This window comes from Streptomyces sp. NPDC085866, from assembly GCF_044541035.1.
Taxonomy (GTDB): Bacteria; Actinomycetota; Actinomycetes; order Streptomycetales; family Streptomycetaceae; genus Streptomyces.
Genome location: NZ_JBITSQ010000003.1, coordinates 370,967 through 386,775 on the forward strand (window position 1 = coordinate 370,967; position 15,809 = coordinate 386,775).

General features: G+C 70.9%; 14 protein-coding genes. 8 read left to right on the forward strand and 6 right to left on the reverse strand.

Annotation, left to right across the window (positions count from 1 at the left end):
- Positions 1-114 precede the first annotated feature (114 nt).
- A complete protein-coding gene (locus ACIF83_RS08435; RefSeq protein WP_399724627.1) occupies positions 115-1,266 on the forward strand; it encodes a Gfo/Idh/MocA family protein in 1,152 nt (383 codons plus the stop codon).
- Here ACIF83_RS08435 and ACIF83_RS08440 read toward each other — a convergent pair.
- Positions 1,256-2,287 (reverse strand): LacI family DNA-binding transcriptional regulator, encoded by a 1,032-nt coding sequence (locus ACIF83_RS08440; protein WP_398137796.1) that lies wholly within the window; start codon positions 2,285-2,287, stop codon positions 1,256-1,258. The genes ACIF83_RS08435 and ACIF83_RS08440 overlap by 11 nt on opposite strands.
- Before the next feature lie 109 nt (positions 2,288-2,396).
- On the opposite strand from ACIF83_RS08440, the gene ACIF83_RS08445 reads away from it, so the two are divergent.
- The 5 genes from ACIF83_RS08445 (at position 2,397) to ACIF83_RS08465 (ending at position 8,595) form a co-directional block, all read left to right on the forward strand.
- On the forward strand, positions 2,397-3,560 hold the full coding sequence (locus tag ACIF83_RS08445) for a phytanoyl-CoA dioxygenase family protein (RefSeq protein WP_398137795.1): 1,164 nt from the start codon (positions 2,397-2,399) through the stop codon (positions 3,558-3,560).
- Positions 3,561-3,575: 15 nt separating this feature from the next.
- Positions 3,576-4,352, forward strand: coding sequence for an SDR family oxidoreductase (locus ACIF83_RS08450; RefSeq protein WP_393470476.1), 777 nt, complete (start codon positions 3,576-3,578; stop codon positions 4,350-4,352).
- Between the two features lie 44 nt (positions 4,353-4,396).
- A complete protein-coding gene (locus tag ACIF83_RS08455) occupies positions 4,397-5,401 on the forward strand; it encodes a Gfo/Idh/MocA family oxidoreductase (protein WP_399724632.1) in 1,005 nt (334 codons plus the stop codon).
- Positions 5,402-5,561: 160 nt separating this feature from the next.
- Complete coding sequence (gene sigJ / locus ACIF83_RS08460) at positions 5,562-6,467, forward strand: RNA polymerase sigma factor SigJ (RefSeq protein ID WP_393470471.1); 906 nt, start codon at positions 5,562-5,564, stop codon at positions 6,465-6,467.
- Positions 6,468-6,483: 16 nt separating this feature from the next.
- Complete coding sequence (locus ACIF83_RS08465) at positions 6,484-8,595, forward strand: MMPL family transporter (protein WP_399724636.1); 2,112 nt, start codon at positions 6,484-6,486, stop codon at positions 8,593-8,595.
- Between the two features lie 79 nt (positions 8,596-8,674).
- Here the strand turns inward: ACIF83_RS08465 and ACIF83_RS08470 are convergent, their stop codons facing one another.
- The 5 genes from ACIF83_RS08470 to ACIF83_RS08490 all read right to left on the reverse strand — a co-directional run bounded on the left by ACIF83_RS08470 (position 8,675) and on the right by ACIF83_RS08490 (position 12,886).
- Positions 8,675-8,866: a hypothetical protein gene (locus tag ACIF83_RS08470; protein WP_399724639.1), complete on the reverse strand. Its 192-nt coding sequence runs from the start codon at positions 8,864-8,866 to the stop codon at positions 8,675-8,677.
- 96 nt (positions 8,867-8,962) lie between these two features.
- Positions 8,963-9,871, reverse strand: a complete 909-nt coding sequence (locus ACIF83_RS08475; protein ID WP_398137791.1) for a sugar phosphate isomerase/epimerase family protein — start codon at positions 9,869-9,871, stop codon at positions 8,963-8,965.
- Between the two features lies 1 nt (position 9,872).
- Positions 9,873-10,784 (reverse strand): ATP-binding cassette domain-containing protein, encoded by a 912-nt coding sequence (locus ACIF83_RS08480; RefSeq protein WP_393470459.1) that lies wholly within the window; start codon positions 10,782-10,784, stop codon positions 9,873-9,875.
- 6 nt (positions 10,785-10,790) lie between these two features.
- Entirely contained in the window at positions 10,791-11,867 is a 1,077-nt protein-coding gene (locus ACIF83_RS08485) for an ABC transporter permease (RefSeq protein WP_399724642.1), read from the reverse strand.
- The gene (locus ACIF83_RS08490; RefSeq protein ID WP_399724645.1) at positions 11,867-12,886 is read right to left on the reverse strand and encodes a sugar ABC transporter substrate-binding protein; all 1,020 of its coding nucleotides are present in this window, start codon (positions 12,884-12,886) and stop codon (positions 11,867-11,869) included. Before ACIF83_RS08490 ends, ACIF83_RS08485 begins: the two co-directional genes overlap by 1 nt.
- Before the next feature lie 174 nt (positions 12,887-13,060).
- Between ACIF83_RS08490 and iolD the strand changes: the two genes are divergently transcribed.
- Together iolD and ACIF83_RS08500 are read left to right on the forward strand one after the other, a co-directional pair.
- On the forward strand, positions 13,061-14,953 hold the full coding sequence (gene iolD, locus ACIF83_RS08495; RefSeq protein WP_399724648.1) for a 3D-(3,5/4)-trihydroxycyclohexane-1,2-dione acylhydrolase (decyclizing): 1,893 nt from the start codon (positions 13,061-13,063) through the stop codon (positions 14,951-14,953).
- A gap of 39 nt (positions 14,954-14,992) precedes the next feature.
- Entirely contained in the window at positions 14,993-15,778 is a 786-nt protein-coding gene (locus ACIF83_RS08500) for a GntR family transcriptional regulator (RefSeq protein WP_393470449.1), read from the forward strand.
- Positions 15,779-15,809 lie beyond the last annotated feature (31 nt).

Sequence of the window (15,809 nt, forward strand, 5' to 3'; positions counted from 1 at the left end):
GCTGTCAAAGGGGCGACATGGAACCGTTCTCCCTCACCGAAGGGTTGACGCGCGCGCCATGTCCGTACAAAGGTGGCCCGGACAGGATGTGGACCGGTCCAAAGAGGGGCTGTCATGGTGGATGCTCTCGGTGTCGCCGTCGTCGGGTTCGGCTGGATGGGGCGGGTGCACACCCAGGCTTACTCCCGCGTCCGACACCACTATCCGCGGCTCGCCCTCCGGCCCGAGCTGGTGGCGGTGGCCGAGGAGGTGCCGGGCCGGGCCGACGAGGCCGCCGAGCGGTTCGGGTTCGCCTCCGCCACCCGCGACTGGCGCGAGGTGGCCGCCGACCCGCGGGTCCGGGCCGTCAGCGTCACCGCGCCCAACTTCCTGCACCGGGAGATCGGCGTGGCGATGGCCGAGGCGGGCAAGCACCTGTGGATCGAGAAGCCGGTGGGCCTGACCGGCGAGGACGCCCGCGCGGTGGCCGACGCGGTCGCCAAGGCCGGGGTCCAGGGCACGGTCGGCTTCAACTACCGCAATGCACCCGCCGTGGAGGCCGCCCGCGACCTGATCGCCTCCGGCGAGATCGGCACGGTCACACATGTGCGCATCCGCCTGTTCAGCGATTACGCGGCCCATCCGGACGGCGCGCTGACCTGGCGGTACGAGCGGAAGCGCGGCGGCAGCGGGGTGCTCGGCGACCTGGCCTCCCACGGCGCCGACCTGGCCCGCTTCCTGCTCGGCGACATCGCCTCCCTGACCGCCGACACGGCGATCTTCGTCCCGGAGCGAGCCCGCCCCACGGGCGCCACCGCCGGTCACGCACTGGCCTCCGGCGGCGCGCCGGGCCCGGTCGAGAACGAGGACTACGTCGGCTGCCTGCTGCGCTTCGCCTCCGGCGCCCGCGGCGTCCTGGAGGCCTGCCGGGTCTCGGTCGGCGAGCAGAACAACTACGGCTTCGAGGTGCACGGCACCCGGGGCGCGGTGTTCTGGGACTTCCGCCGGATGAACGAGCTGGCGGTCAGCCGCGGTACGACGTACCAGGACCAGCCGGTGAGCACGGTGTACGTCGGCCCGGGCGACGGGGAGTTCGCCGCGTTCCAGCCGGGCGCGGCCAACGCGATGGGCTACGACGACCTGAAGGTGATCGAGGCGTACCGCTTCCTGCGCTCGATCGCCGAGAACCGGCCGTACGGCACCACCCTGGCCGACGCGGTGCACAGCGCGGCCGTGCTCGACGCGATGGCGGTGTCGGCCGAGAGCGGGACGTGGGTCAACCTGTAGACACCGTAGGCATGTTGTAGGGCGTGACCACCTGGATCGCGGACGGCAGAGTGGGTCCTGCCGGGGGCAGGGCGCCATGGGCGCGCATGACGAGATGGCAGGCCTCGCGCATGTCCTGGCGCAGGTCGTGGTGGAGCACGGCGGACAGGCGGTGCTCGCGCAGCAGCCGGGTGTTGTCGTGGTCGAGGTCGTGCGCGACGAACACGGCACACTCGCGGCCCAGGTCCTCGAAGGCCCGCAGCGTGGCGATGTTGCCGCCGCCGATCGAGTAGACGGCCCGGATGTCCGGGTCGCGCTCCAGGGCGGCCCGGACCAGGTCGTACTGCGTGGCGTCCAGGCCCTGCCCCTCGGTCAGCTCCACGAGCACACGGCCGGGGTGCCGGGCACGCACGGCGCTGCGGAAGCCCATCTCGCGCTCCTCCTCGTTGCGGAAGAAGCCGCTGCTCAGGCTGGTGAGGATGTTGCCGGGGCGATCGCCGAGCCACTGGCCCATGAGGTAGGCGGCGGTGGCACCGGCCGCGCGGTTGTCGATGCCCACGTAGGCGAGCCGGGCACTCGCGGGCAGGTCGGTCACCAGGGTGACGACCGGTATGCCGGCCGCGGTGAGCCGGCCGACGGCCGCCGTGACCTCGGGGACGTCCGGCGCCTTGAGGATCACGCCCTGGGAGCCGCGCCGGGCGATCCGGTCCAGGATCCTGACCAGCTCCCCCACCGGCGCGGTCTCCCGGAAGTGGAAGCGGGAACGCAGCACGGCCGGGTGCAGGGACGGCAGTTCGGCCTCCAGGGCGGCCCGGACGGCCGTGGTGAACCGATCGGGCGCCTGGATCACGATGTCGACCATGAAGGTACGGCCGACGAGCCGGACCTGGGTGCGCTGCCGGTCCAGGTCGGCGATGGCCCGGTGCACCTCCTGCGCGGTGCTGGCCCGCACCCCTCCCCGGCCGTTGAGCACGCGGTCCACGGTCGCCTCGCTGAGGCCGGCCTGACGGGCGATCTCACGGATCGGGAAGGGGTGGCCCACAGCTCGGCTCCTTGAAGGGTTTTTGATGGATCGCTGCCGGTTGTTCGAGGGTTTTGTACTGACAAGAATGACAGCACGACGTCGCCCCGGGAACGAAGGAAGGACGACGATGTCCCTCACCGCCGCACAGAGCCGTGCCTGGCTGTCCGAGCAGGACTGCGACCTCGACTCCTTCCGCGCCCTGCTCGCGCGGACCACCGATCTCGCGGAGTACCCGTACGCCTCGTCGGTGGAGAGCGGCGTCCTCGTCTACGACAGCGAGCGGCTCCGCGCCGGTGACCGCCGGGACGTGCAGGCCGAGCTGGTCCGGGCGCTCACCGACGGGCCCGGCATCGTGGTCTTCGAGGGCGCCTTCCCCGACCCCGCGGTGGTCGACCGGGCGACGACGGTGTTCGACGCGCTGATCACCGAGCAGCGCGCCTCCGGCGCGGGCGCCGGGGACCACTTCGCCCGTCCGGGCGCCAACGACCGGGTGTGGAACGCCCTCGAGAAGGCGGCGCTGTACGACCCGGAGACGTTCGCGGACTACTACGCCAACGACATCGTGGCCCTGGTCGCGGAGGCCTGGCTCGGTCCCGGCTACCAGGTCACCTCGCAGATCAACGTGGTCAATCCGGGCGGCGCCGCCCAGACCGCGCACCGGGACTACCATCTCGGCTTCCTGACCGGCGAGGCCGCCGCCGCCTTCCCCGCGCACGTCCACCGCCTCTCCCCCGTGCTCACGCTGCAGGGCGCGGTCGCGCACTGCGACATGCCGGTCGAGTCGGGGCCGACGCTGTACCTGCCGTACTCGCAGCGGTACGAGCCCGGGTACCTGGCCTGGCGACTCCCGGAGTTCCAGGCCCACTTCGACGCGCACCACGTCCAGCTCCCCCTCGCCAAGGGCGACGCGGCCTTCTTCAACCCGGCGCTCTTCCACGCCGCCGGCACGAACCGTTCGGCGGACATCCGGCGCATGGCCAACCTGCTCCAGGTGTCCTCGGCGTTCGGGCGGGCGATGGAGACGGTGGACCGGGAGGCCGTGGCCAACGCGGTCTTCCCGGTGCTGCTGAAGCGCAAGGCGGAAGGCGCCGGCCAGGAGTGGCTCGACCACGTGATCGCCGCGAGCGCCGAGGGCTATCCGTTCCCCACCAACCTCGACAACGATCCGCCGGTCGGCGGTCTTGCCCCGCCCTCGCAGGCGGACGTGGTACGGCGGGCGGTGCGCGAGGAATGGAGTCCCCGGGCCCTGCGCGACGAGCTGCGGGCCGGCGCCGAGCGGCGCGAGAGCTGAAAGAACAAGGAACTCATGGGACTTCTCGACGACAAGATCGTCCTCGTCAACGGCGGCAGCCAGGGTGTCGGCGCCGCGATCGCGCGCGCCGCCGTGCGCGAGGGCGCCACGGTGGCCGTGACCGGGCGCCGCCCCGAACCGGGCGAGGTCCTGGTGGCCGAACTGTCCGCGGCCGGCGGCAGGGCGATGTACGTCCAGGCCGACCTGTCGGACGCCGACCAGGCCAAGGCCTCGGTGGCCGAGGTGGTCGACACCTACGGCCGGATCGACTGTCTGGTCAACTCGGCGGGCCTGACCTCACGCGGCACCCTGCTCGACACGACACCCGAGCTGTTCGACGCGCACATCGCGGTCAACCTCAAGGGGCCGTTCTTCGCGATGCAGGCGGCGGTGGCCGACATGGTGGCGCGGAAGGCGCCCGGAACGATCGTCAACATCATCACCTCGTCGGCGCACGGCGGGCAGCCGTTCCTCGCGCCGTACGTCGCCGCCAAGGCCGGTCTGGTGGGCCTGACCCGCAACGCCGCGCACGCCCATCGCTGGGACCGGATCCGGATCAACGGCCTGAACATCGGCTGGACCGCGACGGAGGGTGAGGACGCCACCCAGCGCGCCTTCCACGACGCGGGCGACGACTGGCGGGAGCAGGCCGCCGCCCGGCTGCCGATGGGCAAGCTCGGCCGGCCGGACGAGATCGCCGGCTTCGTGGTCCTGCTGCTGTCGGACCGGTCCGGGGTGGTCACCGGTTCGGTGATCGACTGGGACCAGAACGTGCTCGGCGGCCTCGACTGACTCTCCCTCCTTCAGCACCCTCGCACCTTAGGAGCTGCACCCTCATGCGCATTGGAATCCTCGGCCTCGGCCGCATCGGCGCGTTCCACGCCGAGACCCTCTCCGGGCTCGACGCCGTCGAGTCCCTCGTCGTCACCGACCCGTTCGCGGACGCGGCCAAGGCCGCGGCCGAGCGGTTCGGGGCCGAGGTCGCCGACTCGCCCGAGGCGCTGCTCGCCGCCGGCGTGGACGGCATCGTCGTGGCGGCCGCGACCGACGCCCACCCGGCGCTGATCCGGGCCGGCGTCGAGGCGGGCGTCCCCGTCTTCTGCGAGAAGCCGGTCGCCCGCACCATGGCGGAGGGCGTCGAGGTCCTCAAGGCCGTGCAGGGCAGCGACGTGCCGATCCAGATCGGCTACAACCGCCGCTTCGACGCCGGTTTCGTCGCCGCACGGGCCGCGGTGCAGGCAGGCGAGCTGGGCAAGCTGCACACGGTCCGCTCGACGACCCTGGACCCGGCGCCGCCGCCGGCCGCGTACATCGCCGCCTCCGGGGGCATCTTCCGTGACTGCTCGGTCCACGACTTCGACATCATCCGCTGGGTGACCGGCCGCGAGGTCACCGAGGTGTACGCGGTGGGCGGCAACCGCGGCGCCGACTACATCAAGGAGGCGGGCGACGCCGACACCACCGGCGCGATCCTCACCCTGGACGACGGCACGATCGCGGTGGTCTCCAACTCCCGGCACAACGCTCGCGGTTACGACGTCCGCATGGAGCTCCACGGCTTCGCGGACTCGATCGCGGTCGGCCTGGACGACAAGCTCCCGCTCCGCTCGGTCGAACCCGGTGTGACGTTCCCGGCGGGCACGCCGCACGACTTCTTCATGGACCGCTTCACCGAGGCCTACCGCGCCGAACTCACCGCGTTCACCGAGGTCGTGGCCGGCACCCGCCCCTCCCCCTGCACCATCGAGGACGCCCTGGAGGCGGGCTGGATCGCCGATGCCTGCACCCTGTCCCTGCATGAGCACCGTCCGGTGACGATCGCGGAGGTGCGGGGGGCCTGACGACAGCCCTCCGTCGGCCCCAGATGCCGGCCCGTCCGTGCCCGAGGCCCACTCGGGCACGGACCTGTGAGATCTGGATCACATCCCGTGAGTGAATGTCACACTCCGGGTGCCCGGGCCGCTCTCAGTTCGCAAAGCATCCGCGACGAGAGGCCCTGCGATGTCCGACACCGCGACACAGGTGTTCCACGACCACCGTGAGCTGCTGTTCTCCATCGTCTACAACATGCTCGGCAGCGTCGCCGACACCGAGGACGTACTGCAGGAGAGCTGGCTGTCGTGGACGGCCAGGAAGCAGGCACCGAACGCGGAGCCGATCGACAACCCGCGCGCCTACCTGGTGCGGATCGCCGTGAACCGGGCCCTCGCCCACCAGGCCACCGTCAGCCGCCGCCGCGAGACGTACGTCGGGCCGTGGCTGCCCGAACCGCTCATCGGCCCCCTCGTCGACACTCAAGCCCCGGACGATGCCGCTGATGCGGCGGAGCGCGGCGAGTCGGTGTCGATGGCGCTGCTGGTGGTCCTGGAGACCCTCACTCCGCTGGAGCGCGGGGTGTTCGTCCTGCACGAGGTGTTCGGCTACGCCCACACCGAGATCGCGGACATCCTCGGCCGCAGTCCCTCGGCGATCCGTCAACTCGCCCATCGCGCCCGGGAGCACGTCCACGCGCGACGCCCCCGCTACGAGCCCGACCCGCGGGTCCGGCAGCGGGTGACCGAACGGTTCCTGGCCGCCGCGCTCGGCGGTGACCTGGACGCCCTCCTGCGGATCCTGGCACCGGAGGTGACCCTGTGGGGCGACGCCGGAGGCAAGGGCCGGGCACCGGCGGGCCTGCGTCCGCTGCACGGCCGGGACAGGATCGCCCGTCTGCTCGCCGCTGCCGCCCCCCACTCCGGCAAGGGCCTCGACATCGCCTACCGCACCGTCAACGGCGCCCCGTCGGCACTGCTGTTCGCCGGCGACACCCTCTACGCCGTCCTCGTCCTCGACCTCACTCCGGACGGCGACCAGGTGTGCGGGATCTATGTCGTCGCCAATCCCGACAAGCTCGCTCACGTCGACTGAACGCCGAGGAATCCACATGGTGCGCAAGCTGGCGTCCCTGCCCAGTGGCAGGGTGGCGAAATGGGTCGTCCTGGCCCTCTGGACGCTCCTGCTGGTCCCGGCCCTCCTGCTGGCAGGCAAGCTCGGTGACGTCGAGCAGAACGACAACTCGGCCTGGCTGCCCGGCAACGCGGAGTCGACCGGTGTCGTCGGCCGAGCCGAGAAGTTCCGGCTCGCCGACACCCTGCCGGCGATCGTGGTCTACGACCGCCCCGGGGGTGTCACCCCTGCCGACATGGCCAAGGCCCGAGCCGACGCCGAGGCCTTCAAGGGCATCAGGAACGTCGTGGGGCAGCCGCAGGGCCCGGTGCGGGCCCAGGACGGCAAGGCCGTCCAGACCGTGGTCCAGGTACGCAAGAACAGGACCGGCTGGGAGGGAATCGGCAAGGTCGTCGACGCGATGAGCGCGGTCGGCGAGGCGAACGCGGGCGGTCTCGGGTTCCATGTCACCGGTCCGGCCGGGTACGCATCGGACTCGATCAAGGCGTTCGGCGAGGGCGGCGGTCTGACGACGATCACCGCGACGGTGGTGGTCGTGATCCTGCTGCTCACCTATCGCAGCCCGGTGCTGCCCCTGCTGCCGCTGCTGACCGTGGGCAGCGCCCTGGTCACGTCGGAGGCGGTGATCTACCTGCTGGCGAAGAACGCCGGACTCACCGTCAACGAGCAGACCAGCTTCATCCTGACGGTGCTGGTGTTCGGCGCCGCCACCGACTACGCGCTCCTGCTCGTCTCGCGGTACCGGGAGGAATTGCGGCGGCACGAGGACCGGCACGAGGCGATGGCGGAGGCCCTGCATCGCTCCGGTCCCGCGATCGTCGCCAGTGCCGCGACCGTCGCGGTCAGCCTGACACTGCTGATGCTGGCCACCCTCAACTCCACCAAGGGGCTCGGGCCCGCCTGTGCCGTCGGCGTCCTCGTCGGACTGCTCGCCATGGTCACCCTGCTGCCGGCCCTGCTGGTGATCTGCGGCCGCTGGATCTTCTGGCCGGTGCGGCCGTCGCACGGATCGGGCGGGACGACCGGGGACGGCATCTGGACACGGGTCGGCACCGCCGTCTCGGGCCGGCCACGGATCGTGTGGATCGGCACCGCGCTGGTCCTCGGCACCATGGCGGCCGGGCTGTTCGGCCTCAGGGCCGACGGGCTCTCCAACACGGACCAGTTCACCGGCAGACCGCAGACGGCCGTCGGCGAGGAGATCCAGTCCAGGCACTTCCCTGCAGGGGCGGGCGACCCGGTCTACGTCGTGACGGAGGCCGCCTCGGCGCAGCGGGTGCGGGCCGCGCTGTCCGGCGTACCGGGAGTCGCCGACGTGTCGACACCGAGGGTCGTGGACGGTGAGGCCATGCTGCTCGGGGAACTCGAGGACGACCCCAGCGGCACGGCCGCGCTGCGCACCGTCGAGCGGGCCAGAACCGCGGTCCACCGGATCGAGGGTGCGGACGCCCAGGTCGGCGGCAACACGGCGGTCATCCTCGACACGCGGGAAGCGGCCGCCCGCGACTCCGCGGTGATCATCCCCATCGTGCTGGTGATGGTGTTCCTGATCCTCGCGCTGCTGCTGCGGGCGATCGTCGCGCCCCTGCTGCTCATGGCGACGGTGGTGCTGTCGTTCGCGGCGGCCCTCGGCGTGAGCAGTCTGATGTTCGACCACGTGTTCCACTTCGCCGGGGCGGACGCCTCCTTCCCGCTGCTGACGTTCGTGTTCCTGGTCGCGCTGGGCATCGACTACAACATCTTCCTGGTCACCCGGGTGCGCGAGGAGGCGCTGCTGCGCGGCACCCGGCGCGGCGCGCTGACGGGTCTGTCCGCCACCGGGGGTGTGATCACCTCAGCGGGTCTGGTGCTGGCCGGTACCTTCGCGGCGATGGCCTCGCTGCCGCTGGTGTTCGCGGCCGAGCTCGGGTTCGCGGTGGCGTTCGGCGTGCTGCTGGACACCGTGGTCGTCCGCTCGGTGCTGGTCACCGCGCTGACCCTGGACGTGGGCCGCTGGATGTGGTGGCCCAGTGGACTGTTCAGGCGTCACGACGCCCCCCGGCCGCCGTCGGGCACGTCCGACCCCGAACCCGCGCTCGCGGGCGCCTGACCACGCTGGCCCACGGGCCTTCCGGCTCCGGCCGGAAGGCCCGCTCCACATGACGCGCCGCGCTGGAACGGCGCCTCCGTCAGCCGCAGTACCGGATCAGCCACTCGTCCGCGTTGTACGTGTCCCGCGCCGGGTCGGGCAGGGTCGCCGGCCTCGTCTCCACCGTGTCCTGCGGGCGTATCCGCTCGGGCAGCCGGCTGAAGCGGCCGGGGTTCTCGGTCGCCTCGGCGGCCTGCTGGGATGAAACGCGGAGTTCCGTGCGGTCAGCCATGTCGTCCGTCCTCCCGTACTCGCGGGCGTTCCCCCGTTGTCGGTCAGAACGCCCGCATGCCACCGTTCGTTCCCGGCAGACCCGAGGCCGAACCGCTCAGGCCCCGCACGACCTCAGGAACCTGCGCGTCCGCACCGCGATCGGCAGCGGTTTGTCCGGCTCGCACGGGTACATGTCCTGCTCGACGATCGCGAACAGTTCCACGCCGAGCCGCTGCGCCGCCTCCAGCACCGGCCCCAACGCGGGGACCCCGGAGGGCGGTTCGCACATCACGCCCCGCTGCACCGCGGGCCCGAACGGCACCTCGTTCGCCACAACCTCGGCGAGGATCCGCGGGTCGACCTGCTTGAGGTGCAGGTAGCCGATGCGCTCGCCGTAGGTCTCGATCAGCTTGACGCTGTCGCCGCCGCAGTAGGCGTAGTGCCCCGTGTCCAGGCAGAGGTTGACCAGCTCGGTGTCGGTCGAGTCGAGGAACCGCTCGACGTGCTCCTCCGTGTCGATGTGCGTGTCCGCGTGCGGGTGCACGACGAGTTCGAGGCCGTACGTCTCCTGCACCTCGTGGCCGAGCCGTTCCATGCCCTTGGTCAGGTGCGCCCACTGCTCTGCCGTCAGCTCCGGCGGCTCCAGGATCTCGGCGGTCTTGTCGTCCCGCCAGAAGGAGGGGATGACGACCAGGTGCCGCGCGCCCATGGCCCGGGTGAGGTCGGCCACCTGGCTGACATGGGTCCAGGTCTCCTCCCAGACGGACGGGCCGCGGTGCATGCCGGTGAAGACCGTACCGGCCGACACCTTCAGATTCCGCCGCCCCAACTCGTCCGTGAGCCGGGCCGGGTCGGTGGGGAGGTAGCCGTACGGGCCCAGTTCGATCCAGTCGTAGCCGGCCTCGGACACCTCGTCGAGGAAGCGTTCCCAGGGGACCTGCTGCGGGTCGTCCGGGAACCACACGCCCCAGGAGTCGGGGGCGGAGCCGACCCGGATGCGGTCGAGCGGAGTCGGGTTCGCCATGTCAGGTGGTCCCTTCCGAGGGCGTCGCCACGGGTGCGATGAGGTCCTTCTCCTCGGGGAGTTCCTCGACGTCGACGCCGCGGACCTGGGCCAGCTCGTGCTTGAGCGCGGCGAGTTCGGCACCGCCGGCCATGTGGTTGGTCAGCTCCTCCAGGCTGACCTCGCTGCGGTCGGCGCTGAGTTCGAGGGTGCCCAGGCGCAGCACGCTGAAGTGGTCGCCGACCATGTAGGCGTGGTGCGGGTTGTGGGTGATGAAGATGACGCCGAGGCCGCGGTCGCGGGCGGCGGCGATGTACTTCAGCACCACGCCGGACTGCTTGACGCCGAGGGCGGCGGTGGGCTCGTCCAGGATGAGCACGCGGGCGCCGAAGTAGACGGCGCGGGCGATGGCCACACACTGGCGCTGGCCGCCGGAGAGGGTGCCGATGGGCTGCTCGAGGTCGTCGAGGACGATGCCCATGTTGCGCAGTTCGCGGTCGGCGGTCTTCTTCATCTTGTCGATGTCGAGGCGGCGTACGGGCCAGGGGCCCTTCGTCATCTCGGAGCCGAGGAAGAAGTTCCGCCACACCGGCATGAGGGGGACGGTGGCGAGGTCCTGGTAGACGGTGGCGATGCCCTTGTCGAGGGCCTCGCGCGGGCTGCTGAAGCGCACCGGCTCACCGTCGACGTGGAAGTCGCCCTCGGTGTGCCGGTGCAGCCCCGAGATGATCTTGATGAGAGTGGACTTGCCGGCGCCGTTGTCGCCGAGGACGCAGGTCACCCGGCCGGCGTGGACCTTGAGATCGACACCGTGCAGGGCACGGATGTTGCCGTAGGACTTGCCCGCGCCGCGCAGTTCGACGATGGGGCCGTCCTCGGCGGTGGCGGTGTCCTGGAGGACGGCGCCGTGGGTTCCGGTTCCGTTGCTTGTCATCGGGTCTTACCTCCGGGTCGCCGTGCGCTGGACCCACAGATTGATCAGGACGGCGCCGAGCAGCATCACGCCGAGGAAGGCCTTGAACCAGTCGGGGTTCCAGCCCGCGAAGACGATGCCCTGGTTGACCATGCCGAACATGAACGCGCCGAAGACCGGTCCGATCGCGGAGCCGGAGCCGCCGGTGAGCAGACAGCCGCCGATGACGGCCGCGGCGATGTAGATGAGCTCCTGGCCGACGCCCTCACCCGACTGCACGGTGTTGAACGAGAAGAGGTTGTGCATGCCGATGAACCAGGCGCCGAAGCCGACCAGCATGAACAGGGTGATCTTGGTGAAGTTCACCGGGACACCGACGGCACGGGCGCTCTCCTTGTTGCCGCCGACGGCGAAGATCCAGTTGCCGTACTTGGTGCGCAGCAGAACCCAGGTGGCCAGGGCCGCGAAGGCGAGCCAGTAGAAGACCGTGATCTTCACCTCGACCCCGCCGATGTCGACGGAGGACGCGAAGATCTTCTTCGCCTGGTCGAAGCCGTCCATGTTGCTGATGTCGTCGGTGGCGACGTTGCCGGTGACCAGCTTGGTCACGGCCAGGTTGGCGCCCTGCAGGATCAGGAAGGTGCCGAGGGTGACCAGGAAGCTGGGCAGGCCGGTCTTGACCACCATCCAGCCGTTGAAGGCGCCGACGGCGAGCGAGGCGAACAGCGCGACGAGCACGCCCACCCAGACGTTCATCGTCAGCTGGTAGCTGATCATGCTCGCCACGAGCGCGGAGCTGATCACGGCGACACCGGACGACAGGTCGAACTCGCCGCCGATCATCAGCAGGGCGACCGGGAGGGCCATGATGCCGATGGTCGAGGACTGGTACAGGACCGTGGCCATCGAGCTGCCCTGGCGGAGCGAGGGCGCGGCGATCAGGAAGAAGATCAGGACGGCCACGGCGCCCAGGAAGACGCCCACTTCGGGGCGGGCCAGCAGCCGGATCACCAGCGGGCGCCGGACGGTACGGCCGTCGGTCTGCTCGGGGCCGGAAGCCGGCGGTCTCCCGACCGCCGGCTCAGCCTGCTGAGTCATGCTCATCACCGGGTGCCCTTCGCGGCGAACTGGGCGATCCGGTCGACGTTGGACTTGTCGACGAAGGCCGGCCCGGTCAGCACCGGCTGCTCGCCACCGCCGCTGTAGTTGCCGTTGTTCTTGTAGAGCCACAGGGAGTCGATCGCGAGGTAGCCCTGCAGGTACGGCTGCTGGTCCACCGCGAACTGGATGGTGCCCTTCTGGATGGCGCTGGTCAGCTGGTTGTTCAGGTCGAAGGTGGCGACCTTGGCCTTGCTGCCGGCGTCGCCCACCGACTGCACCGCGGTCAGCGCGAAGGGGGCGCCGAGCGTGACCACGTAGTCGATGGCGCTGTCCTGCTTCAGCTTGGCCGTGATCGTGGACTTCACGGACGGCATGTCGGTGCCGTTCACGTACAGCGTCTCGGTCTTGCCGGAGAACGTCTTCTTCACGCCGTCGCAGCGCTGGGTGAGGCCGACGTTGCCCTGCTCCTGGATCACACAGACGGCCTTCTTGGCGCCGACCTCGTTCAGCTTCTTGCCGAACGCCTCGCCCGCCACCGTCTCGTCCTGCCCGAAGAACTGCAGCAGACCGAGCTTCTTCCAGTCGCTGAGCCCGGAGTTCAGGCCGACCACGGGGATCTTCGCCGCGCCGGCCTTGCCGACCACGGCCTTCATGGCGTCCGGCTTGGCCAGGGTGATCGCTATGCCGTCGACCTTCTGGTCGATCGCGTTCTGCACGAAGTTGGCCTGATTGCCGGCGTTCGGGTCGGCGGAGTAGATGAGCTTGATGTTGTCCTTCGCGGCGGCGGCCTCGGCGCCCTTGCGGACGATGTCCCAGAAGGTGTCGCCCGGCGACTGGTGGGTGACCAGCGCGACGGTCATCCGGGGGGTGTTGGCCTTGCCCGCTGAGGCACCCGACCCTCCCTCTTCGGCCTTCTTCCCACCGGAGCTGCTGGAGCAGCCGGCGAGGGTCAGGGCTGCCGCAGCGGCCACTGCCACGACGGGGGCCAGTCTGCGGGGGCGGGAGTGAGAAGAGCGGTCCATCTGTCCTGCACCTCACTGTGCTACGGGGGAAGGGACGCTGTTGCGTTGGGACGGGATACAAGCCCCTGCAGAGCCCGCTGTCAATACTTTGTTAAGACATCATTTCACAAGCAGGTCCGAATGTAAGAACAAACCATTGACAGCGCCGCCCGTTCCCGCCTACACCTGTGAGGCATGAGCCACTCGACGAGCGCATCGACGAGCCGTCTGACGGTCGCCCAGGCACTGGTGCGGTTCCTGTCCGCCCAGTACACCGCACGCGACGGCGAACGGCACCGGCTGATCGCCGGCACCTGGGGCATCTTCGGACACGGCAACGTGGCAGGGATCGGTCAGGCGCTGGTCGAGTACGGCGATGTCATGCCGTACCACCAGGGCCGCAACGAGCAGGCGATGGTGCACGCGGCCGTGGGACACGCCCGCCAGCTCGACCGCCTCTCGGCGCAGGCCGTGACGACGTCCATCGGCCCGGGCGCGACCAACCTGGTCACCGGCGCCGCCCTGGCCACCGTCAACCGGCTGCCCGTACTGCTCCTGCCCGGCGACTACTTCGCCACCCGCCCGGCCGATCCGCTGCTGCAACAGCTCGAGCACCCCGGCCAGTTCGACGTCTCCGTCAACGACACGCTGCGCCCGGTCTCCCGCTACTTCGACCGGATCACCCGCCCCGAGCAGCTGATCCCGTCGGCGCTCCAGGCGATGCGTGTCCTGGCCGACCCGGCCGAGACCGGTGCCGTCACCCTCGCCCTGCCGCAGGACGTGCAGGCGGAGGCGTACGACTGGCCCGAGGAGTTCTTCGCCGAGCGCGTGTGGACCGTACGCCGGCCCGCGCCGGACCCGGAGGAACTGGCGGACGCCGTCCGGACGGTACGGGCCGCCCGCAGGCCGCTCCTCGTCGTGGGCGGCGGAGTCCACCACAGCCGCGCCGAGGACGCGCTGCGGGTCCTGGTGGACGCCACCGGTATCCCGGTCGCCGCCACCCAGGCGGGCAAGGGCTCCCTGCGTCACGACCACCCGGCCGACCTCGGCGGCATCGGCCACACCGGCACCGCGGTCGCCGACGACCTCGCCCGCGGCGCCGACCTGGTCATCGGCGTCGGCACCCGCTACACCGACTTCACCACCGCCTCGGGCACCCTGTTCCAGCACCCCGAGGTCCGCTTCCTCAACCTCAACATCGCCGCCTTCGACGCCCACAAGCTCGCCGCGCGGACCGTGGTCGCCGACGCCCGGGCCGCCCTGGAGGCGCTCACCGAGCGGCTGTCCGGCTTCCGCGTCGACCCGGCGTACGAGGCCGAGTACCGGGCGGGCAAGGAGCGCTGGGAGCAGGTCGTGCAGAGCGCCTTCGGCGCCGTCGACGAGGACGCCGTACCCACCCAGACGCAGGTGCTCGGCGCGCTGGACGCGGTCGTCGGGGACGACGACGTGATCATCAACGCGGCGGGCTCCCTCCCCGGCGACCTGCACAAGCTGTGGCGGGCCCGCTCGCGGCGCCAGTACCACCTGGAGTACGGCTACTCGTGCATGGGATACGAGATCCCGGCCGCGATCGGAGTGCAGCAGGCGGCCCCGGACACGGCGGTCTGGGCGCTGGTCGGTGACGGCACCTACCTGATGATGCCGACCGAGATCGTCACCGCCGTACAGGAGGGTCTTCCCGTGAAGCTGGTGCTGATCCAGAACCACGGGTACGCCTCCATCGGCGGCCTGTCCGAGTCGGTCGGCGGCGAGCGATTCGGCACCGCCTACCGGTACCGCGCGGCCGACGGCACCTTCAGCGGCGCTCCGCTGCCCGTCGACCTCGCCGCCAACGCGGCCAGCCTCGGCATGGACGTCCTGCGGGCCAAGACCGTACGGGAGCTGCGCGCGGCGCTGGCCACCGCACGCGCGGCCGACACGCCCACCTGTGTCTACGTGGAGACGGACACCTCGGGCCCGGCGCCCACCGCCCCCGCGGCCGAGGCCTGGTGGGACGTTCCGGTCGCCGAGACCGCGACCCGCGAGGCGGCCGTACGCGCCCGCGAGGACTACGACCGCCAGGTCGCCGGCCGCCGCCGGCACCTGTGAACCGCCCCGCCCTGTCCGCGCTCTGGAAGGAGGTGCCCCGTGGCGAGGACCGGTGACTCCGCTCGTCCCGTGGCCGGCTCCGTGCTCGACTCACTGGACTTCGACCTGGACCGCACGAGTCCGGTGCCGCTCTACTACCAGCTCGCCCAGCAGCTGGAGGCGGCCATCGAGCACGGGATCCTCGCCCCCGGGAACCTCCTGGGCAACGAGGTCGACCTCTCCGTGCGCCTCGGCCTGTCCCGGCCCACCGTCCGCCAGGCCATCCAGTCCCTGGTCGACAAGGGTCTGCTGGTGCGCCGCCGCGGCGTCGGCACCCAGGTGGTGCACAGCCAGGTGAAACGGCCCCTGGAACTGAGCAGCCTCTACGACGACCTGGAGTCGGCCGGGCAGGGCCCGACCACCCGGGTGCTGCGCAACGAACGCGTCCCGGCCGGCGCCGACGTGGCCGCAGCCCTCGGCATCGCGGAGGGCGCCGAGGTCGTCGTGCTGGAACGCCTGCGCTGCACCCACGGCCAGCCGGTGGCGTTCCTGTGCAACTACCTGCCCGCGGCGCTGCTCGAACTCGACACCGAGCGGCTGGAGTCGACGGGCCTGTACCGGATGATGCGCTCGGTGGGCATCACCCTGCACAGCGCCCGCCAGACCGTCGGCGCGCGCAGCGCCACCGCCGAGGAGGCGGCCCTGCTGGACGAGAAGGAGGGCGCGGCCCTGCTCACCATGCAGCGCACCGCCTACGACGACACCGGGCGGCCGGTGGAGTACGGCACGCATGTCTACCGGGCGTCGCGCTACGCCTTCGACTTCCAGCTTCTGGTCAGACCCTGACAGTCCTGGTCAGACCAGGAAACGGAATCAC

What these genes read in the sequence shown, in the direction of transcription:
- ACIF83_RS08465 (WP_399724636.1), top strand. Translation starts at nt 6,484, where the DNA reads ATGGTGCGCAAGCTGGCGTCCCTGCCCAGTGGCAGGGTGGCGAAATGG.
- ACIF83_RS08485 (WP_399724642.1), bottom strand. Translation starts at nt 11,867, where the DNA reads ATGAGCATGACTCAGCAGGCTGAGCCGGCGGTCGGGAGACCGCCGGCT.
- ACIF83_RS08435 (WP_399724627.1), top strand. Translation starts at nt 115, where the DNA reads ATGGTGGATGCTCTCGGTGTCGCCGTCGTCGGGTTCGGCTGGATGGGG.
- ACIF83_RS08475 (WP_398137791.1), bottom strand. Translation starts at nt 9,871, where the DNA reads ATGGCGAACCCGACTCCGCTCGACCGCATCCGGGTCGGCTCCGCCCCC.
- ACIF83_RS08455 (WP_399724632.1), top strand. Translation starts at nt 4,397, where the DNA reads ATGCGCATTGGAATCCTCGGCCTCGGCCGCATCGGCGCGTTCCACGCC.
- ACIF83_RS08480 (WP_393470459.1), bottom strand. Translation starts at nt 10,784, where the DNA reads ATGACAAGCAACGGAACCGGAACCCACGGCGCCGTCCTCCAGGACACC.
- ACIF83_RS08445 (WP_398137795.1), top strand. Translation starts at nt 2,397, where the DNA reads ATGTCCCTCACCGCCGCACAGAGCCGTGCCTGGCTGTCCGAGCAGGAC.
- sigJ (WP_393470471.1), top strand. Translation starts at nt 5,562, where the DNA reads ATGTCCGACACCGCGACACAGGTGTTCCACGACCACCGTGAGCTGCTG.
- ACIF83_RS08490 (WP_399724645.1), bottom strand. Translation starts at nt 12,886, where the DNA reads ATGGACCGCTCTTCTCACTCCCGCCCCCGCAGACTGGCCCCCGTCGTG.
- ACIF83_RS08470 (WP_399724639.1), bottom strand. Translation starts at nt 8,866, where the DNA reads ATGGCTGACCGCACGGAACTCCGCGTTTCATCCCAGCAGGCCGCCGAG.
- iolD (WP_399724648.1), top strand. Translation starts at nt 13,061, where the DNA reads ATGAGCCACTCGACGAGCGCATCGACGAGCCGTCTGACGGTCGCCCAG.
- ACIF83_RS08450 (WP_393470476.1), top strand. Translation starts at nt 3,576, where the DNA reads ATGGGACTTCTCGACGACAAGATCGTCCTCGTCAACGGCGGCAGCCAG.